Genomic DNA, 21,049 nt, shown 5'->3' on the forward strand with positions numbered 1-21,049 from the left:
CGGCGGGGGTAAAGTGAGCGGCTACAGCTGCTTTACTTTCCTCTCTGCGCGAGGCCGCTCATGAATCGTCGCCGTTTTCTTTCTCAATCGCTCGCCGGTGCTTCGGCGGGCGTGGCGTTGTCGACTTTGCACGCGCGGGCGTTCGCGGCAGCGGGCGACAAGCCGAAGCGCGTCGCCCTGATCGGCAGCGGCTGGTATGGCAAGAGCGATTTGCTGCGGCTCGTGCAGGTCTCGCCGGTCGAAGTGGTTTCGCTGTGCGATGTCGACAAAAACATGGTTGCCGAGGCGGCCGAACTTGTCGCTACGCGGCAAGCTTCGAAGAAAAAGCCGCGGACCTACGGCGACTATCGCGAACTGCTCAAGGAGAAAGACGTCGACATCGTCCTCGTCGATACGCCCGACCATTGGCACGCGTTGCCAGCTATCGCCGCGATGGAAATGGGAGCCGATGTGTGGGTGCAAAAGCCGATCGGCGTTGATATCGCCGAAGGAAAGGCCATGCTCGATGCGGCGCGCAAGCACAAGCGAGTGGTGCAGGTCGGCACGCAGCGCCGCAGCACGCCGCATCTCATTCAAGCCCGCGATCGGATCATCAAGGAAGGAAAGCTCGGCAAGATCGCACTGGTCGAGATCTATTGCTACTACCACATGCGGGCCAAGGAGAATCCGCCCGACTCGACTCCGCCCGATTATCTCGATTACGAAATGTGGACCGGCCCCGCGCCGCTGAAACCATACAACTCGCTTGTTCATCCGCGTCGTTGGCGGGCCTTCAACGAGTACGGCAACGGCATCGTCGGCGACATGTGCGTGCACATGCTCGATATGGTGCGCTGGATGATGGACCTCGGTTGGCCGCAGCGGATCGAATCAAGCGGCGGCATTTTGGTCGACAAAAACAGCCGGGCCAACATTAGCGACACGCAAACCGCGACGTTCGACTTCGGCGATCTGCCGATTGTCTGGACGCATCGCAGTTGGGGCGCCCCGCCCGATCCGCAATATCCTTGGGGCGCGACGTTCTACGGCGACAAGGGCACGCTCCGGGCCAGCGTGAACAGCTACGATTTCAAACCGATGGGAGGCGGTCAGGCAGAACACGTCGACGTAAAAATGGAGCTCGAAGAATTCCCCGAGGACAAAACCGAAAAGGATTTGGAGAAGCATGTCGCGCCGGCTATTCGCGGTCACATGAAGGATTTCCTGGCCTGCATCGAGAGTCGCAACAAACCGGTCGCCGACATCGAGCAAGGGCACATCAGCACGACGAGCTGCATCCTGGCCAACCTCTCGATGCAGCTCGGCCGCTCGCTCACGTGGGATTCGGCGGCGCACAAGATCGTGAATGATGACGCGGCGAATAAGTTGCTCAAGCGGCCCTACCGAGCGCCGTGGAAGCATCCTGCCGATGCGTAGTGGAATCCGATGACCGCGCCCAATCCCTTTGCCGATGAACCGTTGCCGACGAGTGGAGTGCGCATGCACTCGGCGGCCGATGCGTTGAACCCCTACGCCGCGCCCTCCGGCGCGGCCGAGTATCAGCTGCCGACCGATCCAGGCGTCGGCGTCTGGCGCGATGGCAAGGCCATCGTCGTGCATGTCGATGCGAAGTTTCCGCCGCGGTGCCTGAAAACCAATGATCCGAGCGAACTGGAGCACACCCAGAAGATCACCTGGTCTTACATGTTCGATTGGTGGCAGCGCAGAAACTATTTCAGCTATGCGCTGGCGTCTTACCTCTGGAAACGCAACCGACTGATTCGGCAGATCGGCATCATTCTGATGGTGCTAGGTCTGCTACTGTTTATCGGTAGTTTCTTACTGGCCAGAGTAGACGCCGACTACGGGACGGTGGCGTTTTTCATCTCGCTCGTGTCGTTCGTGATTGGCTGGAATACGGTTACGCGTTGGGGGAACTACCTCAAGTTCGTCAAGGCAAACAAATCGTATCTCTGGTTGAAGGGCGCTGGCCGCCCGTTCATCGAGTCGTTGCCGCAGTGGCCTGGTTTGAATCGCTAATTTGTAATTGCTGACGGATGCTAACGATCCCCCTTTCGCTCGGCCTTATCGCCATCTCGATCTTGCTCGTGGTTGGACACATCCGCGCCTGGCGGACTGCCGATCATGGCGGCCTGGCCGAAGCGGAACGCGAGTTTCAAGCGCGGCGATATCGGCGGCGGCTGCAATCGAGCGCAATGGTCGGCGTCATCGGCGTGCTGCTGCTGGGCGAGTTGTGGCTCGACAAGGTTTTTCAGGACGAGTTGCCGCGGCTGCTGTACTGGTCGGGCGTCGGGCTTTTGCTACTGTGGTTGATGCTGCTGGCCGCCAGCGATTGGTTGGCGTGGCGGCAGCATTTTCGCCGGCAGATCGATCGTCTGCAGACCGACCGCGATACGATTCGCGGCGAGCTCGAACGATTGCGGCGGGAACATCGCGAGCGCGCGACAAAAGACAATCCTCCGTAAGCGAGTCACTCCGTGCCTCGCAAACTCCACCTTCTCCCGAGGAGAGCTGAGCGTGACGACTTTGAAGATTGCCGCCTATCCTGGCGACGGCATTGGTCCCGAAGTGACGGCCGAAGCCATGCGAGTTCTCTCGGCGGCGGCTCGCCTCGAGCCCGAACTGCATCTCGAATTCACCACGCTCCCCTGGGGCATCGAATATTGGAAACAGCACGGCCGCTGTGTGCCGGAAAATTTTCTCAGCATCGTGCGCCCCTTCGATGCCATTCTGCTCGGTGCGGTCGGTTGGCCGGCGCTGTTGCCCGATCATGAAACTCTCTGGCCGCTCGTGCAGATCCGGCAAGCCTTTGACCAATACGCTTGCATGCGGCCGGCGAAACTTTATCGCGGTTTGAAAAGCGTGCTGGCCGGCAAAGGTCCCGCGGAGATTGATTTCGTCGTGCTCCGTGAAAACTCCGAAGGAGAATACGTCGATAACGGCGGCCGCCTGAAACGCGGCACGCCCGACGAGTTCGCTGTGCAAACTGCCGTGCACACGCGCAAGGGTGTCGAACGGATTCTGCGCTACGGCTTCGAAATGGCCCGCAAACGGCGAAAGAAATTGACGATGGTGACGAAGTCGAACGCCCAGCGGCATGCCTATGTGCTGTGGGACGACATTCTCGCCGAACTGGCGCCGCAATATCCCGACATCGAGAGCGAGCGGCAGCATTGCGACGCCTGTGCGATGAACATGGTCCGCTGGCCGGAGAAGTTCGGCGTTGTCGTGGCTTCGAATCTCTTCGGCGACTTGCTGACCGACCTCGGCGGCGTGCTCGCTGGCGGCTTGGGTCTCGCGCCAAGTACCAACACCAACCCCGAACGCAATTTTCCTTCGATGTTCGAACCCGTGCACGGCAGCGCGCCCGACATCGCCGGCAAAGGCATCGCCAACCCGATCGCGGCGATCCTTAGCGGCGCTATGCTACTCGATCACCTCGATCACCCAGCCGCTGCTGCCCGCATTCGGACTGCTGTGGAAGAAACCCTGCTCAGTGGCGCAGCGACGCCCGACCTCGGCGGCAAATTGACGACCGAACAAATGGGCTCGGCGGTGCTCGCGAATGTCACCTAGGCCGCAGCCGCATTTGTCGTCGTTCGCTAACAGCCAGCCGCCAGGAACTCGCTGAAGCCGGAACTTCGCGGGGCTCGTTCCTGCGCCCGCCGATGTGCGGCGGCGATTTGTCTTTCGCGGAGCGAAGGACGACGATGGGTCGCGCGAAAAAGTTAGGACTGCAGCGCTTCGCGGGCGGCGAGGGCGATGGCGGCGGCTTGTTGCGCGGTGTCGGCGAGGGCGGTGAAGTGGCCCATTTTGCGGCCGGCGCGGGGTTCGGCTTTGCCGTAGAGATGCAGGTTCAGATCGGGCTGCTTGAGGGCCAGATCCCAGCGCGGGGCGTTCGGTTGCCAAACGTCGCCGAGGAGGTTGACCATTGCGGCCGGTCGATGCTGGCGGACGGAGCCGAGGGGCAAGCCGCAGACCGCGCGGACTTGCTGTTCGAACTGGCAGCTGACGCAGGCGTCGATTGTGTAATGCCCGCTGTTGTGAGGCCGCGGCGCGAGTTCGTTCACCAACAGTTTGTCGTCGCGGGTGACGAAGAACTCGACGCACAGCACGCCGACGACTTGCAGCTTTTCGAAGATGGTGCGGGCGATGTCGATGGCATCGCGCGAGACCTGGTCGCTGACCGGCGCGGGGCATATCGAAACATCGAGAATGTGATTGCGATGGGTATTGTGCACGGGGCCGTACGCGACAAACTCGCCATCAAGGCCGCGGGCGCCGACGATCGAAACTTCGCAAGCAAAATCGACGTAGGCTTCGAGAATGCTCTCTTGGCCTGCAAAGGCCGGCCAGATGCGGGCGATGTCATCAGGCGATTGAATCTTGGCTTGGCCCTTGCCGTCGTAGCCCCAGTCGGCCGTTTTCAGCACCGCGGGACAGCCGGTTTTTTCGAGTGCTTCGCGCAGATCGGCTTCCGAGCGAACAGCGAAGTAGGGCGTGGTGCCGATGCCAATGCCGCGGAGAAAGTTCTTCTCGCGCAGACGGTTCTGCGTGACATGCAGCACATGGCCGCCCGGCCGAACCGGCGCGAATTTTTCCGCGGCCTGCGTGGTGGGTGAAGGGACGTTTTCAAATTCGAAGGTGACCACCGAAACGCCCTGCGCGAACTTCGCGATCGCATCGAGATCGTCATACGCCGCGCGAACTTCGACATCGGCGACTTGCCCCGTCGGCGTGTCGTCGTCGGGCGAAAGGACGTGCACGCGATAGCCGAGTCGCCGGGCCGCGATCGTAAACATCCGCCCCAATTGGCCGCTCCCTAACACGCCGAGAGTGCTGCCGGGTTGGATGATTTGTGACATGGATTGTGTGCGGGAAAAAGTGAACAGGAGGGTGCCTCAAGCGTAACATGACGAGCCAATGCCACAAGGAGGGAAACGGCCACACCCGCAGTAAGTGGAGCGGATGTAAAGTGCTGCGAGCGACGGAATTCCGCGTCCATTTCGCTTACTTCAGAGAAACCGTCACGCCGGTCAGCGCATCCCTGACGCTTTGTTGCGTATGGTCGACGCACAGCACGCGGAGCGACTTCGATTTGCTCAAACCGGCCAGGCCGGCGGCGGTCATTTCGCTTCCTTCCGCGTGCAACTCTTCCAGGGCGGTAAATGTGGCCAGCAGTGGCACGACCTCATCGGTGGCGTCGCTGTTGCATAGGTCGAGGGTCTTGAAGTTGGGTAACTGTTGCAGCGGCGCGAGCTTCGCAGAGGTTACGCCGCTGCTATGAATGCTGAGCAATTCCAACTGTTGCAATTTGCCGAAGGCTTCGAGCGAGGGGACCTCGCTGCAGTAGTGAAAATGGATCTGCTTCATCCGAGTGAACTTTGACAGGAGTTCAATGTCGGACGCCTCCAATTCTTCGCAACAAGCGGCGAAGTGATCGATCGATTGCAACTCCGCCGCTGCTGGCAGCACCTTTCGCCACTCGCGAGGAGGCGTGGCGTGGAAGTTCAAAATCAGCACGCTGCCGACGTAATCGGGGCCGATCTTCGGCGCCAGCCAACGCTGGGCCGTGTACCAGGGAGACTCGCTGTAGCATTCGTAGTCGTAGCGAATACTGCCGCCGATTCTGGCAGCATCTATGAGAATCTGCTTTTGCCGCTGTGCCCGGGAATGGACCCGAGCCGCAAATCCAGAAACGGCGCCGCAGACCACCATGCCCACGAGCAAGGTGCGGAGCGAAAAACGGAGAAAATTTCGACCCGGCCGGGCCGTTTCAGCAGGCATGCCAATAAGACGGGCGAGCGGCCGGTTTCGTTGCGAAGGATTTTCGAGTTGTAATCCACCAGCCCGCAGGTGGCCGAAATCACCGCTCGATTTTCATGACTTTCACACCATCGCCAGAGCCATGGATGCGGACTCCTTTGATCCACGCGGGGATCTCGCCTTTCCAGTCGTACTTGGCCGAGACCTTGCTGATGACCTGCGTCACGATGCCGTCCGGCTTAGTGGCGACGAAATTGAAATCCTGGATGCCATCGTCGGGCTGTTTGATGTATTCGACCCGGATGATTTGCGGGTCTTTGTAGCCGCCGGTCGGCACTTCGCCGGTGACCTCCATGGTGCCCGCTTTCAGGTCGAATTTCACGCTCTGGATTTTAGGAACGTTCACTTGTTCTTGAGCATCGGCGGTGGAGACAGCGATTGCGGCTGCGAGCAACAGGCCGCTGGCCACCTGGGAAATGCAACGTAGAGTACGCATGGAAATTTCCTTTTTGAGGCGTTTCGATGGCGACGAGGCGTTCCTATTTTACCGCAATCGATTCGTTTAAACCGCGGCTGCGGCGGGCGTGGTCATCGAAAGCAAGCCTTCCTGCGCGGCTTGCGAAATCGCCACGACGGCGGGATGAGTCAGCTTGCGCTGCAGTGTGACGGCGTAGAAGTGGAGCTGCAGATTGTCGAGATGGCCGACGACTTCCACGTCGAACTGCCGTTGCACTTCGGGGAGGACAGCCGCGGGAACGGGGAAAACGCCGGCGCCCCCAGCGCCGAAGACTTGCAACAGCGCGCTATCATTGAGCTCGGCAGTGATTCGCGGCGTGAGGCTGCTGTCGTCGAGCCAGCCGTCGAGCAGACGGCGGAGTTCGGTATTAGCGGCAGGTAGCAGCATCGGCGCTCCATCAAGCGAGTGTGGAAAACGCGGCTGTAGTTGCGCGGCGAGTTCGCGTGTCGCGCAGATTGCGATGCCACAACTACCCAGCGGATGGCTGTAAGTGCGGACTCGCTTGTTCGAAGGGACCGGCGTGTCGGAGAGAATCACGTCGTGCTGATGGCGCATCAGGTCGGCGACCAGATCGTCGAGCGGCGCTTCGTGACAAACGATTTGCAACGGCTGCGGAAACTGCAGTACGGGCTCTAGCAAGCGATAGGTCATGAGTTTCGGCATGACCATCGGCACGCCCACGTGCAGCCGCAGTGAGCGCTGCGAAGGAACGCCTCGCAGTGCGCCGAGCATTTCGCGTCCCACGGCGAACATATCGTCGGCGTATTCGAAGACTGTTTTGCCGACCTCGGTCATCTCAAGCTCACGGCCATCGCGATTGAACAGGTCGTGGCCGAGCGACTTTTCCAACTTGCGAATCTGCGTGCTGATGGTCGGCTGCGTCAGGTGCAGGCGTTCGCCAGCCGCAGTGATTCCGCCGTGGCGAACGGCCATCCAGAAATAGAACAGGTGGAGAAAGTTGAGGTCTTGCAGTTTTTCGGTCATCGACGCGACTCATCATCACGAGGGAGGAAGGCAGGCGTGCGGTCGGCAATGCGAGCGACAGGGATTTCCCGCATTGAAATTTTCCATGGGTACCGCCCTAACAACGAACTTGCCGTTTGGTCGATACTTCCGTAAAGTTACAGAACTGTAATGTTCGTTAGGATTCAGTCAACTACGACAAATTGTCGTAAGGCTTTTGATAACCGCAGATTCGGTCGACGGCCGTCAAAATTGCTGGGGCCCGAAAGTAGGGAGCGTGCACTGTGCTGAACAGCCTGCTGCTGCATTTGGATGGCGCACAACCTGCGCAATCACTCATTGAGCTAGGGGTGCAGATCGCCACGGCTCAAGGGGCCCGGCTGCGCGGCTTGACGCTGCTCGACACTCGGGCCATTGGGGCTACCTCTACCTGCGAGTCGGCGCTCACCTGCTGCCGCGAGTTCCGTCGTTTGCAGGATGTGGCGGAGTCGCAAAGCCAGGTTCGTGCCCAGCTGTCGAGCGTGTGTGCCGCGGCGGAAGTGGATTTCGATATTCGCCGCGAAAAGGGTGATCCGCTCGAGATCTTGCCGCGCGAGGCGCAGTTTCACGACCTGACGATCACTGCCGTGCCTCGAGCGGCGGCGGTGAAAGATTACGAATCCGCGTTCAGCGGCCCCGAGGCGCTGAACTTACTGGGCTGCGGTGTGCGGCCGTTGCTCGTCCTCCGCACGCCACTGGAACCGGTACAGCGCGTGCTCCTGGCGAGCGACGGCGCGCCCGCGGCCATGTCGGCGATTCGGGACTTTTTGCGACACGATCTATTTCCGAACGCTGAGTTGCGGTTGCTCGCGATCGGCGAGACCGATGCGCGGGCGAAAGAGCTGCTGCGCGAGTTTGCCGATTACGTTCGGCAGCAGCGGAAGCATTTTGAGTGTGGTTGGCTCCGCGGCAGCTCACAGAACTCTCTGCTGAATTACGCGACCAAATGGGAAGCCGATCTGGTGGTTACGGGCTATTGGCGGCAGAACGCTTTGCTGCGGCCGCTGTGGCCTCAGCCAGCCGAACAGATTTTGAGAAGCAGCGACATGGCCCTGTTTGCCAGTGGCTAAGGCTTCGCTTCAACAACGAACACGCAACTCAATCGAGATCGAGTGATTTGATGTATCGACAGGACTTTTGGTACGAAGTTTTTAAGTGGCACGGCTCCGTCTCACCCTACATTGCGGTGCGGGTCCTGATTTTCTGCGGCATTAGCGTGGCAGTGCATGCCGTGGTGGAATACACGGGCGTGCAAACAGGACTCGGTGTCGCGCCGTATGAAATCGTGGGTGTGGTGCTCGCGCTGATCCTCGTGACGCGCACCAATGCGGGTTACGACCGCTGGTACGAAGCCCGCAAGTTATGGGGCGGCATGGTGAATCAATGCCGCAATCTGGCCACGATCGGCGCGGTCTATGGTCCGCAGAATCGCGATTGGCAGGCGGAATTTGCTCGGTGGGTCGCGGTCTTTCCGCATGCGTGCATGCGAAGCCTGCGTGGAGACACTGACTGGCGAGACGTAGAGCGGCTGCTCAGTCCCGAGCAGACCGCCCAACTCGCCGCCGCGCCGCACTCGCCCACCTATGTCGCCAATCGAATCGCTCAGCTGCTGCACGAAGCCATGCGATCTGGACAATTTGATCGCTTTGCCTTCATTCAAGCCGAACACGAACGCTCAAGCCTGATCGATCACATCGGCGGCTGCGAACGGATCATGAAAACGCCGCTGGCCCGCGTCTTCTCGATCAAGATCCGCCACTTCCTCTTCGTGTATCTCATCGCTCTGCCGATTGCCATCGTCGACAAGACGGGCGTCATGACGCCGATCATCGTGCTGTTGGTCGCCTATCCGCTCCTCTCGCTCGATCAGATCGGCATGGAGCTGCAGAATCCGTTCTCGGTCGATAGCCTCAGCCATCTGCCGCTCGCCGACATCACGGCGACCATCGAACGGAACATCTTCGATCAGCAGAAGTATCTGCAGGCATCTGGCCCGCTTGACATCCCGGCCGCCAACCGGCCGCAGCCAGCCCATGTGGTTCTCAGCCACGACACGGCGATTCTCAACAGCACTGCCAACTAGCCGATGTAGGTCGCGAGCCGCAGTTCGGACCATTGGCACCAATGGTCCGTCCTACAACGAAGATTCTACGAAGACGCTTTCTTCTCCCCTTCCAGCTGCCGCCGCGCTTGCTCGATGCGGGCTTCATCGGCTTGGTTCGGCTTGGGCCACTCCAGCTTCAGGCGGCGGATGGTTTGATTTAAGATCGCAGCCACCGATGCTCGCGTGACCCACTTGTGATCGGCGGGAATGACGTACCAGGGCGCATCCTCGGTGCTCGTCGCCGAGAGGCATTCCTCGTAGGCCTGCATGTATTCATCCCAGTGTTCGCGCTCGGCGAGATCGCTCGCCGAAAACTTCCAGTGTTTGGCAGGATCATTCAGCCGTTTCAGAAAACGCTTGGCTTGCTCTTCTTTCGAAACATTGAGAAAAAACTTGACGATTGTCGTGCCGTTGCGGGTCAGATGCTGTTCGAAGTTGTTGATGTCTTCGTAGCGGTGTTCCCAGAACTCTTTTTTCAACTTGTCGCCGGGCGTCACGCCGGGAATATGCTGAGCGTCGATCAACTCAGGATGCACTTTGACGATGAGCACTTCTTCGTAGTAGGAACGATTGAAGATGCCGATCCGGCCGCGCTCGGGGAGGCACTTCATGCACCGCCAGAGAAAGTTGTGATCGAGCTCCTCGGACGACGGATGCTTGAACGAATAAACCTGGCAACCTTGCGGGTTGATGCCCGACATCACGTGCTTGATGGTGCTGTCCTTGCCCGCCGCGTCCATGGCTTGAAAGATGGCGAGCAGCGACCAACTGTCGTCGGCGTAGAGCAGCTCCTGCGCTTCGGCGAGACTCGAAACGTCCTGCGTGAGAACTTCCTGCGCAAACTCCTTCCGCTTCTCGACCGGGACATCCTTATCGCCTGACCAGTCTGGATCGTGATCCTTGAGGCGCAATTTCTTGCCGGGTTGGACGCGGAATTTTTCGATCAGGTTGTCGCGGATATTCATCGTGTTTTCTCGCCACGTTGTAGGCGTTTATCGCACAGCGATTGCTCCGACGGCAATCGCACGTTCCACGCCAGGCCCAGCAACTGCATCGTGCGGATGACCAGCCAGCTGGTATCGAACTGCCACCACCGCAAGCCATGCCGGGCCGATGTGGGAAAGGCATGATGATTGTTATGCCAGCCTTCGCCGAAAGCAAAGATGCCGCAGATCGCATTGTTGCGCGAGTGATCGTTCGAAACAAACTCGCGACCACCGAAGACATGGCAGATCGAATTGATCGACCAGGTGACGTGATGCGTGATAAACACCCGTACGAAGCCGCCCCATAGCAAGCCCAGCCAGGCACCTTCCCACGAGCGCGTGACGAGACCGCCGATCGCGAACGGAATGATGAAGCTCACGAGAATCCACAAACCATAGAACCGATCGAGTCGCACCAGCAGCGGATCGGCGAGCAGATCGGGAATGTACCGCTGTTGATCGGAATGACTCCACACGCCCGTGAAGAGCCAGCCCGCGTGCGAATGCCACAGGCCTCGCCACCAGCCAACCCAACCGTCGCCCGCGAGGTGCGGCGAATGCGGATCGCCCGGCAGATCGCTGAACTGATGATGCCGCCGATGGACCGCGCACCACACTAGCGGCGAACCTTCGACCGACAGCGCGCCGGCCAACATCCAAGCCGCTCGCACCCAGCGATAAGTATCAAACGAGCGATGCGTCAGCAACCGATGAAAACCAACCGTAATGCCCAACCCGCTCACGACCCAGCCACCCAGCAACAGCGACAGATACAACCAACCCATAAAGCCATGCTGCCAGCTAATCACGATGCCGATGATGACTCCGACGAACGGCAGCACCACGGCAAGCAGCATCGCAATCTTTTGCCCCCGCGGCGCGTCGAGCGGAAAGCCGACGTCCTGCACGGCGGGTTCGTAGGCCGCAGCATCAGCAACTCGTGGCTCGGCTTCGGCTGAAGCGGAGGCAGTAGCACCTTCCATCACCGACGGTCCTCATGGCAACAAAAACAACGGCAAAACGCTGTCCGCACTATACCAATTCAGCAAGCGAGAACGCATTTCGGCCGGGTAAAACTCGTGTCAAAGAGCTGTCGGGAGTGCGGCGAGTTCGCTGACGTGCCGCTTTGTGCGGCCCCTGCGAGATATCGCCGGCATGCTCAAGCTTTCGCGTCATCCAATCGATCGCGACTACATCACCCAAAAAGCGACGGAATTCAAGTTGCTGGAGATTTGGCGAATCATTTTGGAACGCGTCTCGCAGTGACCTCGTTCACTCTTGCTGTTGAATCTCGAGCACCAGCCGCGTTGCCTGGCGAATGAGATCTTGATCCGCGGTTTTGCGTGCCAGTTGCAGGGCTGCCGTGGCGCGCTCGGTGGCCTGCGGCTTTTGGTTGTTAGTCAGCAAATGCCGGGCGTGTTCCATCATCGCGCCGGTGAGGATGAACGTCTCTGCCGGTGGGTGGTCAGTCTTACAGAGTTCATCCACGACGCGCAGTTTCTCGGTGCGCGGATCGAGTTCGGCGAGCTGTGCGACTTCGGAGGTCAACTTCAAGGCTGGCAGCACTTTGCCGGCGGCGATGGCTGCATCGCGATCGGCTTGCAGACGTGCGAGCTTTTCGGCTCGTTCGGTGGCGGCTTGCTGGGCTAGTTCCTCTGCCGTGGGTTGCGGTGGCGACGGCGGAATCGGCATTGGGGCGACAATGGGAGGCGAGGGCTTTTCAATAGGCGGCGACGGCTTCGGTTCGATGGCTGGTTTCGGTTTGGTGACCTCGGGCTTCGGCGCTGGTTGAACCTTGGCGGGGTTGGACGCAGGAATCGCAACCACCGGTTGGCGATGAAACCAACCGAAGCGATCCCATTCCGGTTTGAGATACGCCAGCAAGATGAAGCCGAGCCCCAAGCCCACGATCGGCGCCGAGGCGAGGCGGAAAATATCCGCCAGCAGCGATTCTTTGGCTTTGCGTTTTGCAGCAGCCGGCCGCGGCGCTGGTGCAAACGCAACTGGCTGCGGCACTGGGACAGGCGCTGCCATCGGCGGCTGCGCGGCAAGCGGTGGTGAAATTGGTGGTGACGAAATCGGCCTGGCAACTGGCAGCGGCTGCGGTCGTGCCGGCGTCGTCGCCCGGCGCAGCGTCGTGTCGTATTCGCTCTTCTTCGTCGCGTTGAGCAGGCAACCGCGGGCGGCAGCAACTTCGTTCAACAACCGCTGGCTGTCCTGCGAATGTTTGCCACTTTGCAACGACCGCAGATGCGACATCCGCTGATCGGCAGCGTTTTCGATCACGTCGGGATCGTCAGTAAACAGCGGCACCCCGAGCAGCCGGTAATGATTCGGCGGCTGCTCGGCTGGCGGAATGGCCAGCCATTTGTAATAGGGGTCAAAATCCATGAGGTGCTGCGTGCTTAGTACAAATTGTTGGGTTCGGGGCCGGTGGGCTTGAGGGTCGGATCGCTGATTCCCTCGACGGCGATTCGGCGGAGTGCCAACGAGCCTTGCTTGCGGGTCACGACGGTGATTGTTCCCTGCAGAGAACCCTTTTTGGTGTAATGCTGCTTGCCGTCGATGGTCACTACCACATTGCCGTCCTTTTCACGCACGGCCACTTCGTGCAAACGGCCTGGAACCAGCACAAAAGGCTTCGTCATCGTCGACTCGCTGCCGGGGCCAAAGCGATCGTCGAAGCAATATCGAAAATGGTTCTCGTTATTGTCCCAATTCAGAATCATGGAGACGGGACCTACAGCAATGGTGATTCCATCCTTTTCGCCGGGAGGAATGCCCAGCGTAATTTCCGCCGCTTGAATCGATTGAAACTTCCTCGGCGCGATCAAGGCTCCTTGATTGAGCACGAGAGCATCTAGCTTGTCGGCATACTCCATCTTAGCGCCATTCGGTGATAGCCAATGCAGATCGGCCCACTTCGACGGCACGTAAGGAATGAACTCCGCATCCAAGACTGGCGAATCCAATTGCCATTCAAACTTTTGCATCAACCGCTGTCGTGCCTTGGCTTGCGACAAACCACTCAAGCTCGGTAACGCTTTTAGGTACCAGTAGCGCGCACGATCTTCGCTGGCGGGCTTCCAGATTTCACCCGCGGTTTGGGCCGTGGCCCACCAGGCATCGGCCAATTCGAATTGTCCGTCGCCGGCGGTTGGCGGCGTGAGTTCTTGTTGCGCAACTTTGGCGAGCGCGGCATCCGAACCGAGCGCAAGAAAATTCAGCCCTTGCTTCCAGTCTTCGCGCTTCAAGCACAGCCATTGTCCCGCCACAAAATTCGCCGCGGCGTCGGTCGGTTTACTGTCCAACGCTTGCCGTGCCGCTTTTGCCTTCGCAAAGGCCTGCTCATCGGCTTCCAGTGCTGCTTTCCGCTGCGTCAATTGCTTGGAGGCTTTGAACTCCTTGGCTTGCGTAGCGATTTCAATTGCCAAGGCATTCGCTTTCAGGGCAATGGCAAACTGATCGTGATTGGCGGCTTCACTGGTGAGACGCGATAACCAGGAAATGATCGTGATCCGCGCGCTCGTGCTGCGGGCCACTTTGAGCGCCGATTCGGCGGCAGTCAACTTTTGCTGATAGCGATCGATTTGAAAACGCTCTGCCGATTGGTCGACAGCTTCCCAAAGGGTCGCGAAGTCGCCCACTTGCGTCGCGAGCTCTTGCGCGGCGAGAAACAAGCTGAACTGACCTTCGGCGTCGTTCTTGGTCGCCTTGGCATCCTTCAGCAGCTTTTTGGCGAGGTTGCTCTTTTCTTGGAGAGTCTTCGCCCCAGAATAGTCCGCCTTGTAAACCTCTGCCACAAGCTTTAGTCCCGCCTGCTGCGCGGCGAGCTCAGGCGGTTGCGCGAGCGGCATTTGGCCAGCAAGAGCAAGGGTTAGGAAGAGTGACAAGGTGGGCATGGGAATCAAACAGCGGGAGGGAGTTGTTGACGCGGAGGCGTAAGGCGAATGCCTCAATATCCTCTACATGCGACATGGTAGTCAATTCAAGCTATAATCCACCCCTCGCCAGGAGCGTCCCATGTCAGTTCCCCGCCTCGCCGCCATCCTCTGCGTTCTATTCTCCGCCGTCATCGCGTTGGGGCAACCCGGTCCACCTGCCGACGTCGATGCCAAATTGCCAGCCGATGTAGCCGCAGCGCGCGATAGCCTCAAAGATCATCCCAAGTTCAAAAAGTTCTACGACCACCTCGCGGCGAATCCCGACACGCTGCCGGTGAACGGCCCGAAGCTCGCTGCTCTGCTCGCTGCCGAAGCGAAGACGAGCGCCGCGATCAAGGATCACGCGCCGTCGCTGCTCGCCACCTGGCAGGAAGTGGTTCGCCTGGCTGCGGCGGGGAACGATTACAAAACGGCCCTGCCGGCGATCGATTCTCTACAGAATCATCGTAGCGGCATACTCACTGCAGCAGCGGCGCGCAAGGCAAAAGGCAAGATCCTCGCAGCGGTTGCCGAGGTTTCGACCAAACCGGCGCCTGGTGAACGCGAAACCCTGCTGGAGTTGGTTCGTGACTTGCTGAAGGAGTCGCTGACGGCCAACGACGTCGAAGCGTTGCCATCGCTGCTCGCTGCCGATGCGAAGCTGTCTTGGTCGACGGCTGAGAGTGCCAATTCCATTCAGTTACTCCTACCGCTGGCCCAACAAGCGATCGATGGCAATCGCGCCGCTGCCGCGAAGCTCCTTTTCGATCATCTTGATTTGCTCATTCCAAAAACAGCGGCTGGCAAGAGTCGCAAAGAATTTACCGACGCCCTCACTATGGCCCGCGAGCGTCTCAGCACTGTCGAAAGTGCTCAGCAAGCGCAGCAGACTCTAGCTGCCAAGCCGCTCGACCCAGCTGCCAATCAAGCCTACGGAAACTACCTGCTGGCTTGCGGACAAGCCAGGCAAAGCTTGACATACCTCGCTCTCGGCACCGACGCAGAATGGAAAAAGCTCGCGGCCGAAAGCCTCGAAGCGAAAACGGCGCCGGAGAAGATCGCTCTCGCCGATCGCTGGACCGCCATTGATGCGAAATCCGGCAAGCAACTCGCCAGAGGCCTCTACGAAGAAGCTCTCGCGGATAAATCGCTCGTCGGCATTCCGCGCGCAGCGGCGGAAGAAAAATTGAAGAGTCTGGGACCAGCGCCACTGCCGCTAACTCCCGCCGTACGACCAGCAACCGTGGCAACGGACAGGAAAACCTTGCCTCTCAATGAATGGACCGAGTTGCTGCCGCTGATCGATTTTGATCAGGACTTGGAACGAGGCCGCTTTTCGCAAGGGCCTCGCAATTCGGTGGTCATGTACGACTCTCCAAACGCTCGTATCCGCTTGCCAGTCTTGCTGGAAGATTGCAGCTACGATCTGGCCGTCGAGGTCAAGCCAGGCTCTCCAGCCCAGGAAGTGCACGTTCTCCTTCCCGTCGGCAAACAATCAGTAGGCTTGTTCGTCGATGCAAACAAGGACAACCAACACACCTTCATTGACGTGTCTAGTGAAAAGAACATCAAAGGGAATCTGCTGCTTCCCAATCAAAATTATCGCTACGACATCGAGGTACGTTTGCAGGACGGTCGCGCCAAGGTGAGCTTCTCACTCAATGGCAAGTTTCTTGTCTATCAGGAGCGCCCTGTGGCTGAATTCAAGATGCGCGAGGGATATGCGCTACGGACTGACAAGCAACCTGGGCTAGCCGGATACCGCTCCAATGCGGTTTTCACCAGTTGCCAAGTTCGCCCCATCAGCGGAACCGCGACCATCGGCCGCGATGTGCCACTCATGAAGCCCATCCCAGCAAGCGTTCTCGCGCTCAAAGGGACATCGCTCACCACACTTCGTCCCGTGGCTGCCTCGTTCACCGGCGACTGGCATGGCGTGAATGGCGGAACGGACCAGCCGCCGATTGTTGGCGGTGCGCTCTGTCGCGAATACCTCTTCGCCCATGCGCCATCTTCGCTAACGTATGCCATTCCCGCAAAAGCGAAGTACTTCACCGCGATTAGTTATTGCGCACTAAGCCGCACCGTGAACTTTATCGTCCGCATCGACGGGAAAGAGGCATTTTCAGTTGAGCGTCTCCCGATCGCACCGGTCTTTGTAGAGATTCCCGAGGGAGCCAAATCGCTCGAATTGATTTGTGATGACCTTGGTAACCGCGAATTTGACGGCAGCTTCTGGTGCTTCCCCGCTTTTCGCCAATAACCCCTTCTGGCCCAGGCCAAAGCCATGATGATGCGTACGATTCTCTGTGGGTGCCTGCTCATCTGTTGTGCGGCGTTTAATGGCGTTCAAGGCCAGGAAGTCGGGAACGCGCAGTTGAGCGAAGAGGTGACAGCGGCGCGAAACAGCCTCAAAGATCATCCCAAGTTCAAAAAGTTCTACGACCACCTCGCCGCCAATCCCGACACGCTGCCGGTGAACGGCCCGAAGCTCGCGGTACTATTGGCAGCCGAAGCCAAGACGAGTGCTGCCATCAAGGATCACGCGCCGTCGCTGCTCGCCACCTGGCAGGAAGTGGTTCGCCTGGCTGCGGCTGGCAATGATTACAAGACAGCCATACCCTCGATCGACTTGCTCCAGAAACATCCAAGCGGTCTACTCTCGCCCGCAGCTGCGCGAAAGGTGAAAGGTAAAGTCCTGGCCGCCGTCGCCGAAGCGAACTCCACGAGACTAATGCTCGCTGAACGCGAGGCCCTGGCCGAATCGGTCCGCGGACTTCTCAAAGAGTCGCTTGAGGCGAGCGATGCCGAAGCGTTACCCTCGTTGCTCGCGGCCGATAGCAAGCTTTCTTGGTCAACGTCAGAGAGTGCCAAGTCCGTCCAGCTACTCTTGCCCTTGGCGGAACACGCGGCAAGCAGTAATCAGGCGAATATTGCCAAGCTGTTGTTCGATCACCTGGAGGTGCTCATTCCGAAAACAGCAGCCGGCAAGATTCGCAAAGAATTTGCCGATACGCTGGCCGCTGCGCGTGAACGATTGCAGATTGTCGAGGTTGCCCAACAAGCCCAGCAAGCCTTGGCGACGAAGCCGCTCGATCCAGCTGCCAATCAAGCCTATGGGATGTATTTGCTCGCCAGTGGTCAAGCGCGGGAAAGTCTGACGTATCTCGCGCTCGGCAGCGATCCCAGCAGAAAGCAACTCGCTACGGCTACGTTGGAAGCGAAGACGGCGACCGACAAGATTTCGCTGGCAGATCGTTGGCAGGCCACAGCCGAGGCCGCTGCGAAGGGCATGGCACGCCTGCTGTACGAAGAGGCTCTCGCCGACAAAGCGTTCGTCGGCATTCCGCGTGCGGCCGCGGAAGAGAAACTGAAAGCTCTCGGTCCAGCGCCCGCTGTCATCAAGCCCGCGCGACATCCCAGCGCGTCGCCTGCCAACAAGCCGTTGCCTGTGAACGAATGGGTCGATGTCCTGCCGCTCGTCGATATCGATCACGACCTCGGTCGCGGCTTTTGGACGAAAGGGCCGCAGAACTCCTTGCTACACTCGCGAACCTACGGCCCGCGGCTGCGATTGCCTGTCCTGCTGGCTAACTCGAGTTACGACTTGGTCGTCGAATTCAAGCTGGCAGAGGCATACAGTGACATCTACTTGATTCTGCCTGTCGGTGACCGAATGGTTCGGGTGATGGTAGATGCCGACTCCAACAATGACCACTGCTACTTCCTGACGATCCCGCAGGGGCCTTTGGTGACCCGAAATCTGCTTCGAGCAAATCAGGCCCACCGTTATGAGGCCAATGTTCGCCTCCGGGAAGACACGGCGCAGATCGTGTTTTCGGTAGATGGAGCGAAGATTCTCGAATACGACGGCCCCCTCTCTCGAATCGAAAGCAAAACGCCCGAGGGGACTTTTTTCAAGACATTCGCCCAACCGGGATTGGGAGCCTACAACCAGCAGGTTTTGTATACCAAGGTTCAAGTACGGGCCATTGATGGTCAGGCTTTCTTCGGCCGCGATGTTCCGCTCGTGAATCCCCTTCCGCCAGACATCGCCGCATTGAAAGCGACTCGCCTAACGACTCTGCGTCCGCTCGCCGGTACCGCATATAAGGACTTCCTGTCGGTTTCTGCCATTCCCGCCGCAATCAAAGACGCGCATGTTCCCTGGGTTGGCGGCCAAGAGTGCCGGGATTATCTATTTGCTCATGCGCCTTCCTCAGTCAGTTATTCCATCCCGCCCAAGACCAGGTACTTCACTGCGGTTGCCTGTAACGCGATAAGACCCGAGGCAAAGTTCGTCGTCAAAGTCGATGGCCAGGAACTGTTCGCGGCTGAAGGTAAACCGATCGCGACAGTGCTGGTCGAAATTCCGGAGGGAGCGAAGGTGCTGCAACTGGAATGCGAGGGCCTCGTCGATCGCGGCCTGCATTACTGCTCCTGGTGCTTCCCGGCGTTTCGCCAGTGAATTAACTCGCTCATCAGTCGTTCATGACCAACCCCTACGAATCGCCCGTCCCTGAAGATGAAATTCAACCGTCGCTCGACGCGGACCCGATCGCGCGCGGCGAGCAGATTGGGCCCGAGTATCGCGTGCTGTTTTTCGTTGCGCTGGCGATAGTCATTTACAACGACGGCTTTTTTATCGGCGCGCTCTACCAGATGCTGACGCCGACCAATGCTGCTCAGTTGCTCATGGTCATCGCCTCGGCCGCCGGACTCGCCGCGCTCCCTTTGGCGGTTTGGCGGAAGTGGCAGCGGTCGGCAACGTTCCCGGTGCAACTCGGGCATTGGATTCTGCTGATGGCCGGCGCCGCCTGGTTGGGGCTGAAAGTCAGCGAGGCCTGGTATGTCCAGCTAGGCAGCAATTCGCTGACGGAAGAACTGGGCTCAGGGAATACGTTGCGCCAGATGAACGTGGTGCGGGCCGTGGTGCTGCTCGTCATCAGCAGCATTTATTGGCTTGCTTTGAATTCGTTACGTGGCGACCGGCTCAGCCAGGCCTATGTCTTGGCCGCCATTGCTGGGCTCTACGTAGTGGGTTTGACGCCCCTCCTGGGAATTTCGCGAATAATGGCCGGCCTCGTCGCGATTCCCGCCGCGCTAGCAGTCATGATTCTCTTCGGTACGATTCTGGTGCGCGACCTGCTGCATCCAAAAACGAAAGACCCCATGCATTGGGTTGGATTCTCAACGATCGCGCTCAATGCTGCCGCTGCCCTGATCAACGCAGCACAATCTTTTTGGATCCTCTACTCCGACCGCCGCTTCGATGGATAGCTAGCACTCGCCAGCCAGCATCGCCCGAATCATCCCCGCTTCTGTATTTCCCCCTGCCCTAGTCCCTCGCCCCTCATCCCTAGCCCCTTTCGACGTAGGCAATTTCTGCCGGTTGTGTTAGTTTAGCGCGTGACAGAAATTTTCGCCGGCCAACGACGGCCGGTTTGCGCGTCGCACGGAGGACGACCATGGGCCATGCCTTTCGCTTTTTGCACTCAGGCGATTTCGACCTGCAGCAGCCGTTGACCGGTTTGGCTGACGTGCCCGAAGCGCTGCGCCCGTTGCTCGTCGATGCACCATTCACGGCGGCGCAGCGTGTCTTTGATGTCGCCATTCGCGAGCGCGTCGATTTCATTGTTCTCAGCGGCAACTTGCTCGACATCGACCAGGCCGGTCCGCGGTCGGTGGCGTTTCTCATCGAACAATTTACGCGGATGAATGAAAACGACATCGGCGTGTATTGGGCCGGCGGCGTGACCGATCCGCCGCAACAATGGCCCGGCGCCGCGCGGCTGCCGAAGAACGTCAATTTGTTTCCGGCCTATCAGGTCGAAGAGTTCACGCATTTTCGCGAAGACAAACCAATCGCCTCCGTGCGTGGCCGCAGCTGGCAAGGTCCGACGGCGCCGCTCGATCCGCTCGCACCCGATTTCGATCGCCTCTTCACGGTCGCGGTCAGCTACGGCCAAACCGAGATCAGTCCGTTGCTGCACAAGCCCGTGAATTATTGGGCCCTCGGTGGTTCGCCGCATCGCACTACACACGGCGATTCGCTGCGAACCGTTCACTATCCCGGTTCACCGCAAGGTCGCAAGCCGCAACACGCCGGCGCGCATGGCTGCTCGCTCGTGCATGTCGAATCCGACGGCAAGACCCGCGTGCAACTCATTCCGACCGATGCCGTGCGGTTTCAAACCGAAGACATCTCGATGGATCCTACCGCGCCGGTCGCCGATCAGCGCCGACCGTTTCTCGAACGCGTGAAAGACCTGCGCACCGAAAGTGACGATCGGCCGCTCTTGGTTTCGTGGGAAATGCGACTCAGCGGCACGCCGACGCTCGCGCAGCGGGAAAAGGTTTCGGCCGAAATGCTCACCTGGCTGCGGAACGAATTCGGCGGCAGTCGCGTGCCGCTGTGGTCGATCGGCGTCGAGTGCGCAAGCGGCTTGCTCAATCCTGGTTGGATGACCGAAGACACGATGCTTGGCGAATTTCTCCGCGCGATCGAAAAGGCCTGCCACGACGACGATCAACCGCTCGACCTGTCGACCTTTGTGCCGACGCGGCATCAGCAGTCGTCGCTCGCGAGCATCGCCCAGATCGGCACAGGCATGGACAAACAAACGCTCCTCCGCGAAGCGGCGCTCCTCGGTGCGCAGCTGCTCGGGGCCGACGAACGTGGCCCAGCGAGGATTTTGTCATGATCAACAAGGTAGCCCGACGCGTAAGCGAGGGAGATGCGGGTACAAAG

General features: G+C 59.4%; 18 protein-coding genes. 10 read left to right on the top strand and 8 right to left on the bottom strand.

Annotated features, from left to right (window positions below; genetic code table 11):
* Positions 1 to 60: 60 nt before the first annotated feature.
* From M9Q49_RS24450 to M9Q49_RS24465, 4 genes are read left to right on the top strand one after another with little or no spacing between them, the layout of a single operon-like run.
* Complete coding sequence (locus M9Q49_RS24450; protein WP_254511689.1) at positions 61 to 1,416, top strand: Gfo/Idh/MocA family protein; 1,356 nt, start codon at positions 61 to 63, stop codon at positions 1,414 to 1,416.
* Between the two features lie 9 nt (positions 1,417 to 1,425).
* Positions 1,426 to 2,019: a hypothetical protein gene (locus M9Q49_RS24455; RefSeq protein WP_254511691.1), complete on the top strand. Its 594-nt coding sequence runs from the start codon at positions 1,426 to 1,428 to the stop codon at positions 2,017 to 2,019.
* Between the two features lie 17 nt (positions 2,020 to 2,036).
* Positions 2,037 to 2,465 carry a hypothetical protein gene (locus M9Q49_RS24460; RefSeq protein WP_254511693.1) on the top strand — a complete coding sequence of 143 codons (429 nt, stop codon included), beginning with the start codon at positions 2,037 to 2,039 and terminating at the stop codon, positions 2,463 to 2,465.
* A 52-nt stretch (positions 2,466 to 2,517) separates the two neighbouring features.
* Complete coding sequence (locus tag M9Q49_RS24465; protein WP_254511694.1) at positions 2,518 to 3,576, top strand: isocitrate/isopropylmalate dehydrogenase family protein; 1,059 nt, start codon at positions 2,518 to 2,520, stop codon at positions 3,574 to 3,576.
* A 152-nt stretch (positions 3,577 to 3,728) separates the two neighbouring features.
* On the opposite strand, the gene M9Q49_RS24470 is transcribed toward M9Q49_RS24465, so the two are convergent.
* The 4 genes from M9Q49_RS24470 to M9Q49_RS24485 form a co-directional block, all read right to left on the bottom strand.
* Positions 3,729 to 4,865 (bottom strand): 5-(carboxyamino)imidazole ribonucleotide synthase, encoded by a 1,137-nt coding sequence (locus M9Q49_RS24470; protein WP_254511696.1) that lies wholly within the window; start codon positions 4,863 to 4,865, stop codon positions 3,729 to 3,731.
* 145 nt (positions 4,866 to 5,010) lie between these two features.
* The gene (locus tag M9Q49_RS24475; protein ID WP_254511697.1) at positions 5,011 to 5,787 is read right to left on the bottom strand and encodes a hypothetical protein; all 777 of its coding nucleotides are present in this window, start codon (positions 5,785 to 5,787) and stop codon (positions 5,011 to 5,013) included.
* 79 nt (positions 5,788 to 5,866) lie between these two features.
* Positions 5,867 to 6,262 carry a hypothetical protein gene (locus M9Q49_RS24480; protein ID WP_254511699.1) on the bottom strand — a complete coding sequence of 132 codons (396 nt, stop codon included), beginning with the start codon at positions 6,260 to 6,262 and terminating at the stop codon, positions 5,867 to 5,869.
* A 66-nt stretch (positions 6,263 to 6,328) separates the two neighbouring features.
* On the bottom strand, positions 6,329 to 7,267 hold the full coding sequence (locus M9Q49_RS24485) for a LysR family transcriptional regulator (RefSeq protein ID WP_254511701.1): 939 nt from the start codon (positions 7,265 to 7,267) through the stop codon (positions 6,329 to 6,331).
* A gap of 263 nt (positions 7,268 to 7,530) precedes the next feature.
* Between M9Q49_RS24485 and M9Q49_RS24490 the strand changes: the two genes are divergently transcribed.
* Positions 7,531 to 8,355: a universal stress protein gene (locus M9Q49_RS24490; RefSeq protein ID WP_254511702.1), complete on the top strand. Its 825-nt coding sequence runs from the start codon at positions 7,531 to 7,533 to the stop codon at positions 8,353 to 8,355.
* A 50-nt stretch (positions 8,356 to 8,405) separates the two neighbouring features.
* Complete coding sequence (locus M9Q49_RS24495) at positions 8,406 to 9,368, top strand: bestrophin family protein (protein WP_254511704.1); 963 nt, start codon at positions 8,406 to 8,408, stop codon at positions 9,366 to 9,368.
* A gap of 65 nt (positions 9,369 to 9,433) precedes the next feature.
* On the opposite strand, the gene M9Q49_RS24500 is transcribed toward M9Q49_RS24495, so the two are convergent.
* From M9Q49_RS24500 to M9Q49_RS24515, 4 genes are all read right to left on the bottom strand, one after another.
* Positions 9,434 to 10,354, bottom strand: coding sequence for a polyphosphate kinase 2 family protein (locus M9Q49_RS24500; RefSeq protein ID WP_254511706.1), 921 nt, complete (start codon positions 10,352 to 10,354; stop codon positions 9,434 to 9,436).
* Entirely contained in the window at positions 10,351 to 11,358 is a 1,008-nt protein-coding gene (locus M9Q49_RS24505; RefSeq protein WP_254511707.1) for an acyl-CoA desaturase, read from the bottom strand. The genes M9Q49_RS24500 and M9Q49_RS24505 overlap by 4 nt, the downstream gene beginning before the upstream one ends.
* A gap of 289 nt (positions 11,359 to 11,647) precedes the next feature.
* On the bottom strand, positions 11,648 to 12,766 hold the full coding sequence (locus M9Q49_RS24510; RefSeq protein ID WP_254511709.1) for a hypothetical protein: 1,119 nt from the start codon (positions 12,764 to 12,766) through the stop codon (positions 11,648 to 11,650).
* Between the two features lie 14 nt (positions 12,767 to 12,780).
* The gene (locus M9Q49_RS24515) at positions 12,781 to 14,277 is read right to left on the bottom strand and encodes a hypothetical protein (protein WP_254511711.1); all 1,497 of its coding nucleotides are present in this window, start codon (positions 14,275 to 14,277) and stop codon (positions 12,781 to 12,783) included.
* A gap of 121 nt (positions 14,278 to 14,398) precedes the next feature.
* On the opposite strand from M9Q49_RS24515, the gene M9Q49_RS24520 reads away from it, so the two are divergent.
* From M9Q49_RS24520 to M9Q49_RS24535, 4 genes are all read left to right on the top strand, one after another.
* On the top strand, positions 14,399 to 16,561 hold the full coding sequence (locus M9Q49_RS24520) for a hypothetical protein (protein WP_254511713.1): 2,163 nt from the start codon (positions 14,399 to 14,401) through the stop codon (positions 16,559 to 16,561).
* A 30-nt stretch (positions 16,562 to 16,591) separates the two neighbouring features.
* Positions 16,592 to 18,766 carry a hypothetical protein gene (locus tag M9Q49_RS24525; protein WP_254511715.1) on the top strand — a complete coding sequence of 725 codons (2,175 nt, stop codon included), beginning with the start codon at positions 16,592 to 16,594 and terminating at the stop codon, positions 18,764 to 18,766.
* A gap of 23 nt (positions 18,767 to 18,789) precedes the next feature.
* Positions 18,790 to 19,578: a hypothetical protein gene (locus tag M9Q49_RS24530; protein WP_254511716.1), complete on the top strand. Its 789-nt coding sequence runs from the start codon at positions 18,790 to 18,792 to the stop codon at positions 19,576 to 19,578.
* A gap of 188 nt (positions 19,579 to 19,766) precedes the next feature.
* Positions 19,767 to 21,002, top strand: coding sequence for a metallophosphoesterase family protein (locus M9Q49_RS24535; RefSeq protein WP_254511717.1), 1,236 nt, complete (start codon positions 19,767 to 19,769; stop codon positions 21,000 to 21,002).
* The last annotated feature ends 47 nt before the right edge of the window (positions 21,003 to 21,049 follow it).

Source organism: Anatilimnocola floriformis (assembly GCF_024256385.1).
Classification (GTDB): domain Bacteria; phylum Planctomycetota; class Planctomycetia; order Pirellulales; family Pirellulaceae; genus Anatilimnocola; species Anatilimnocola floriformis.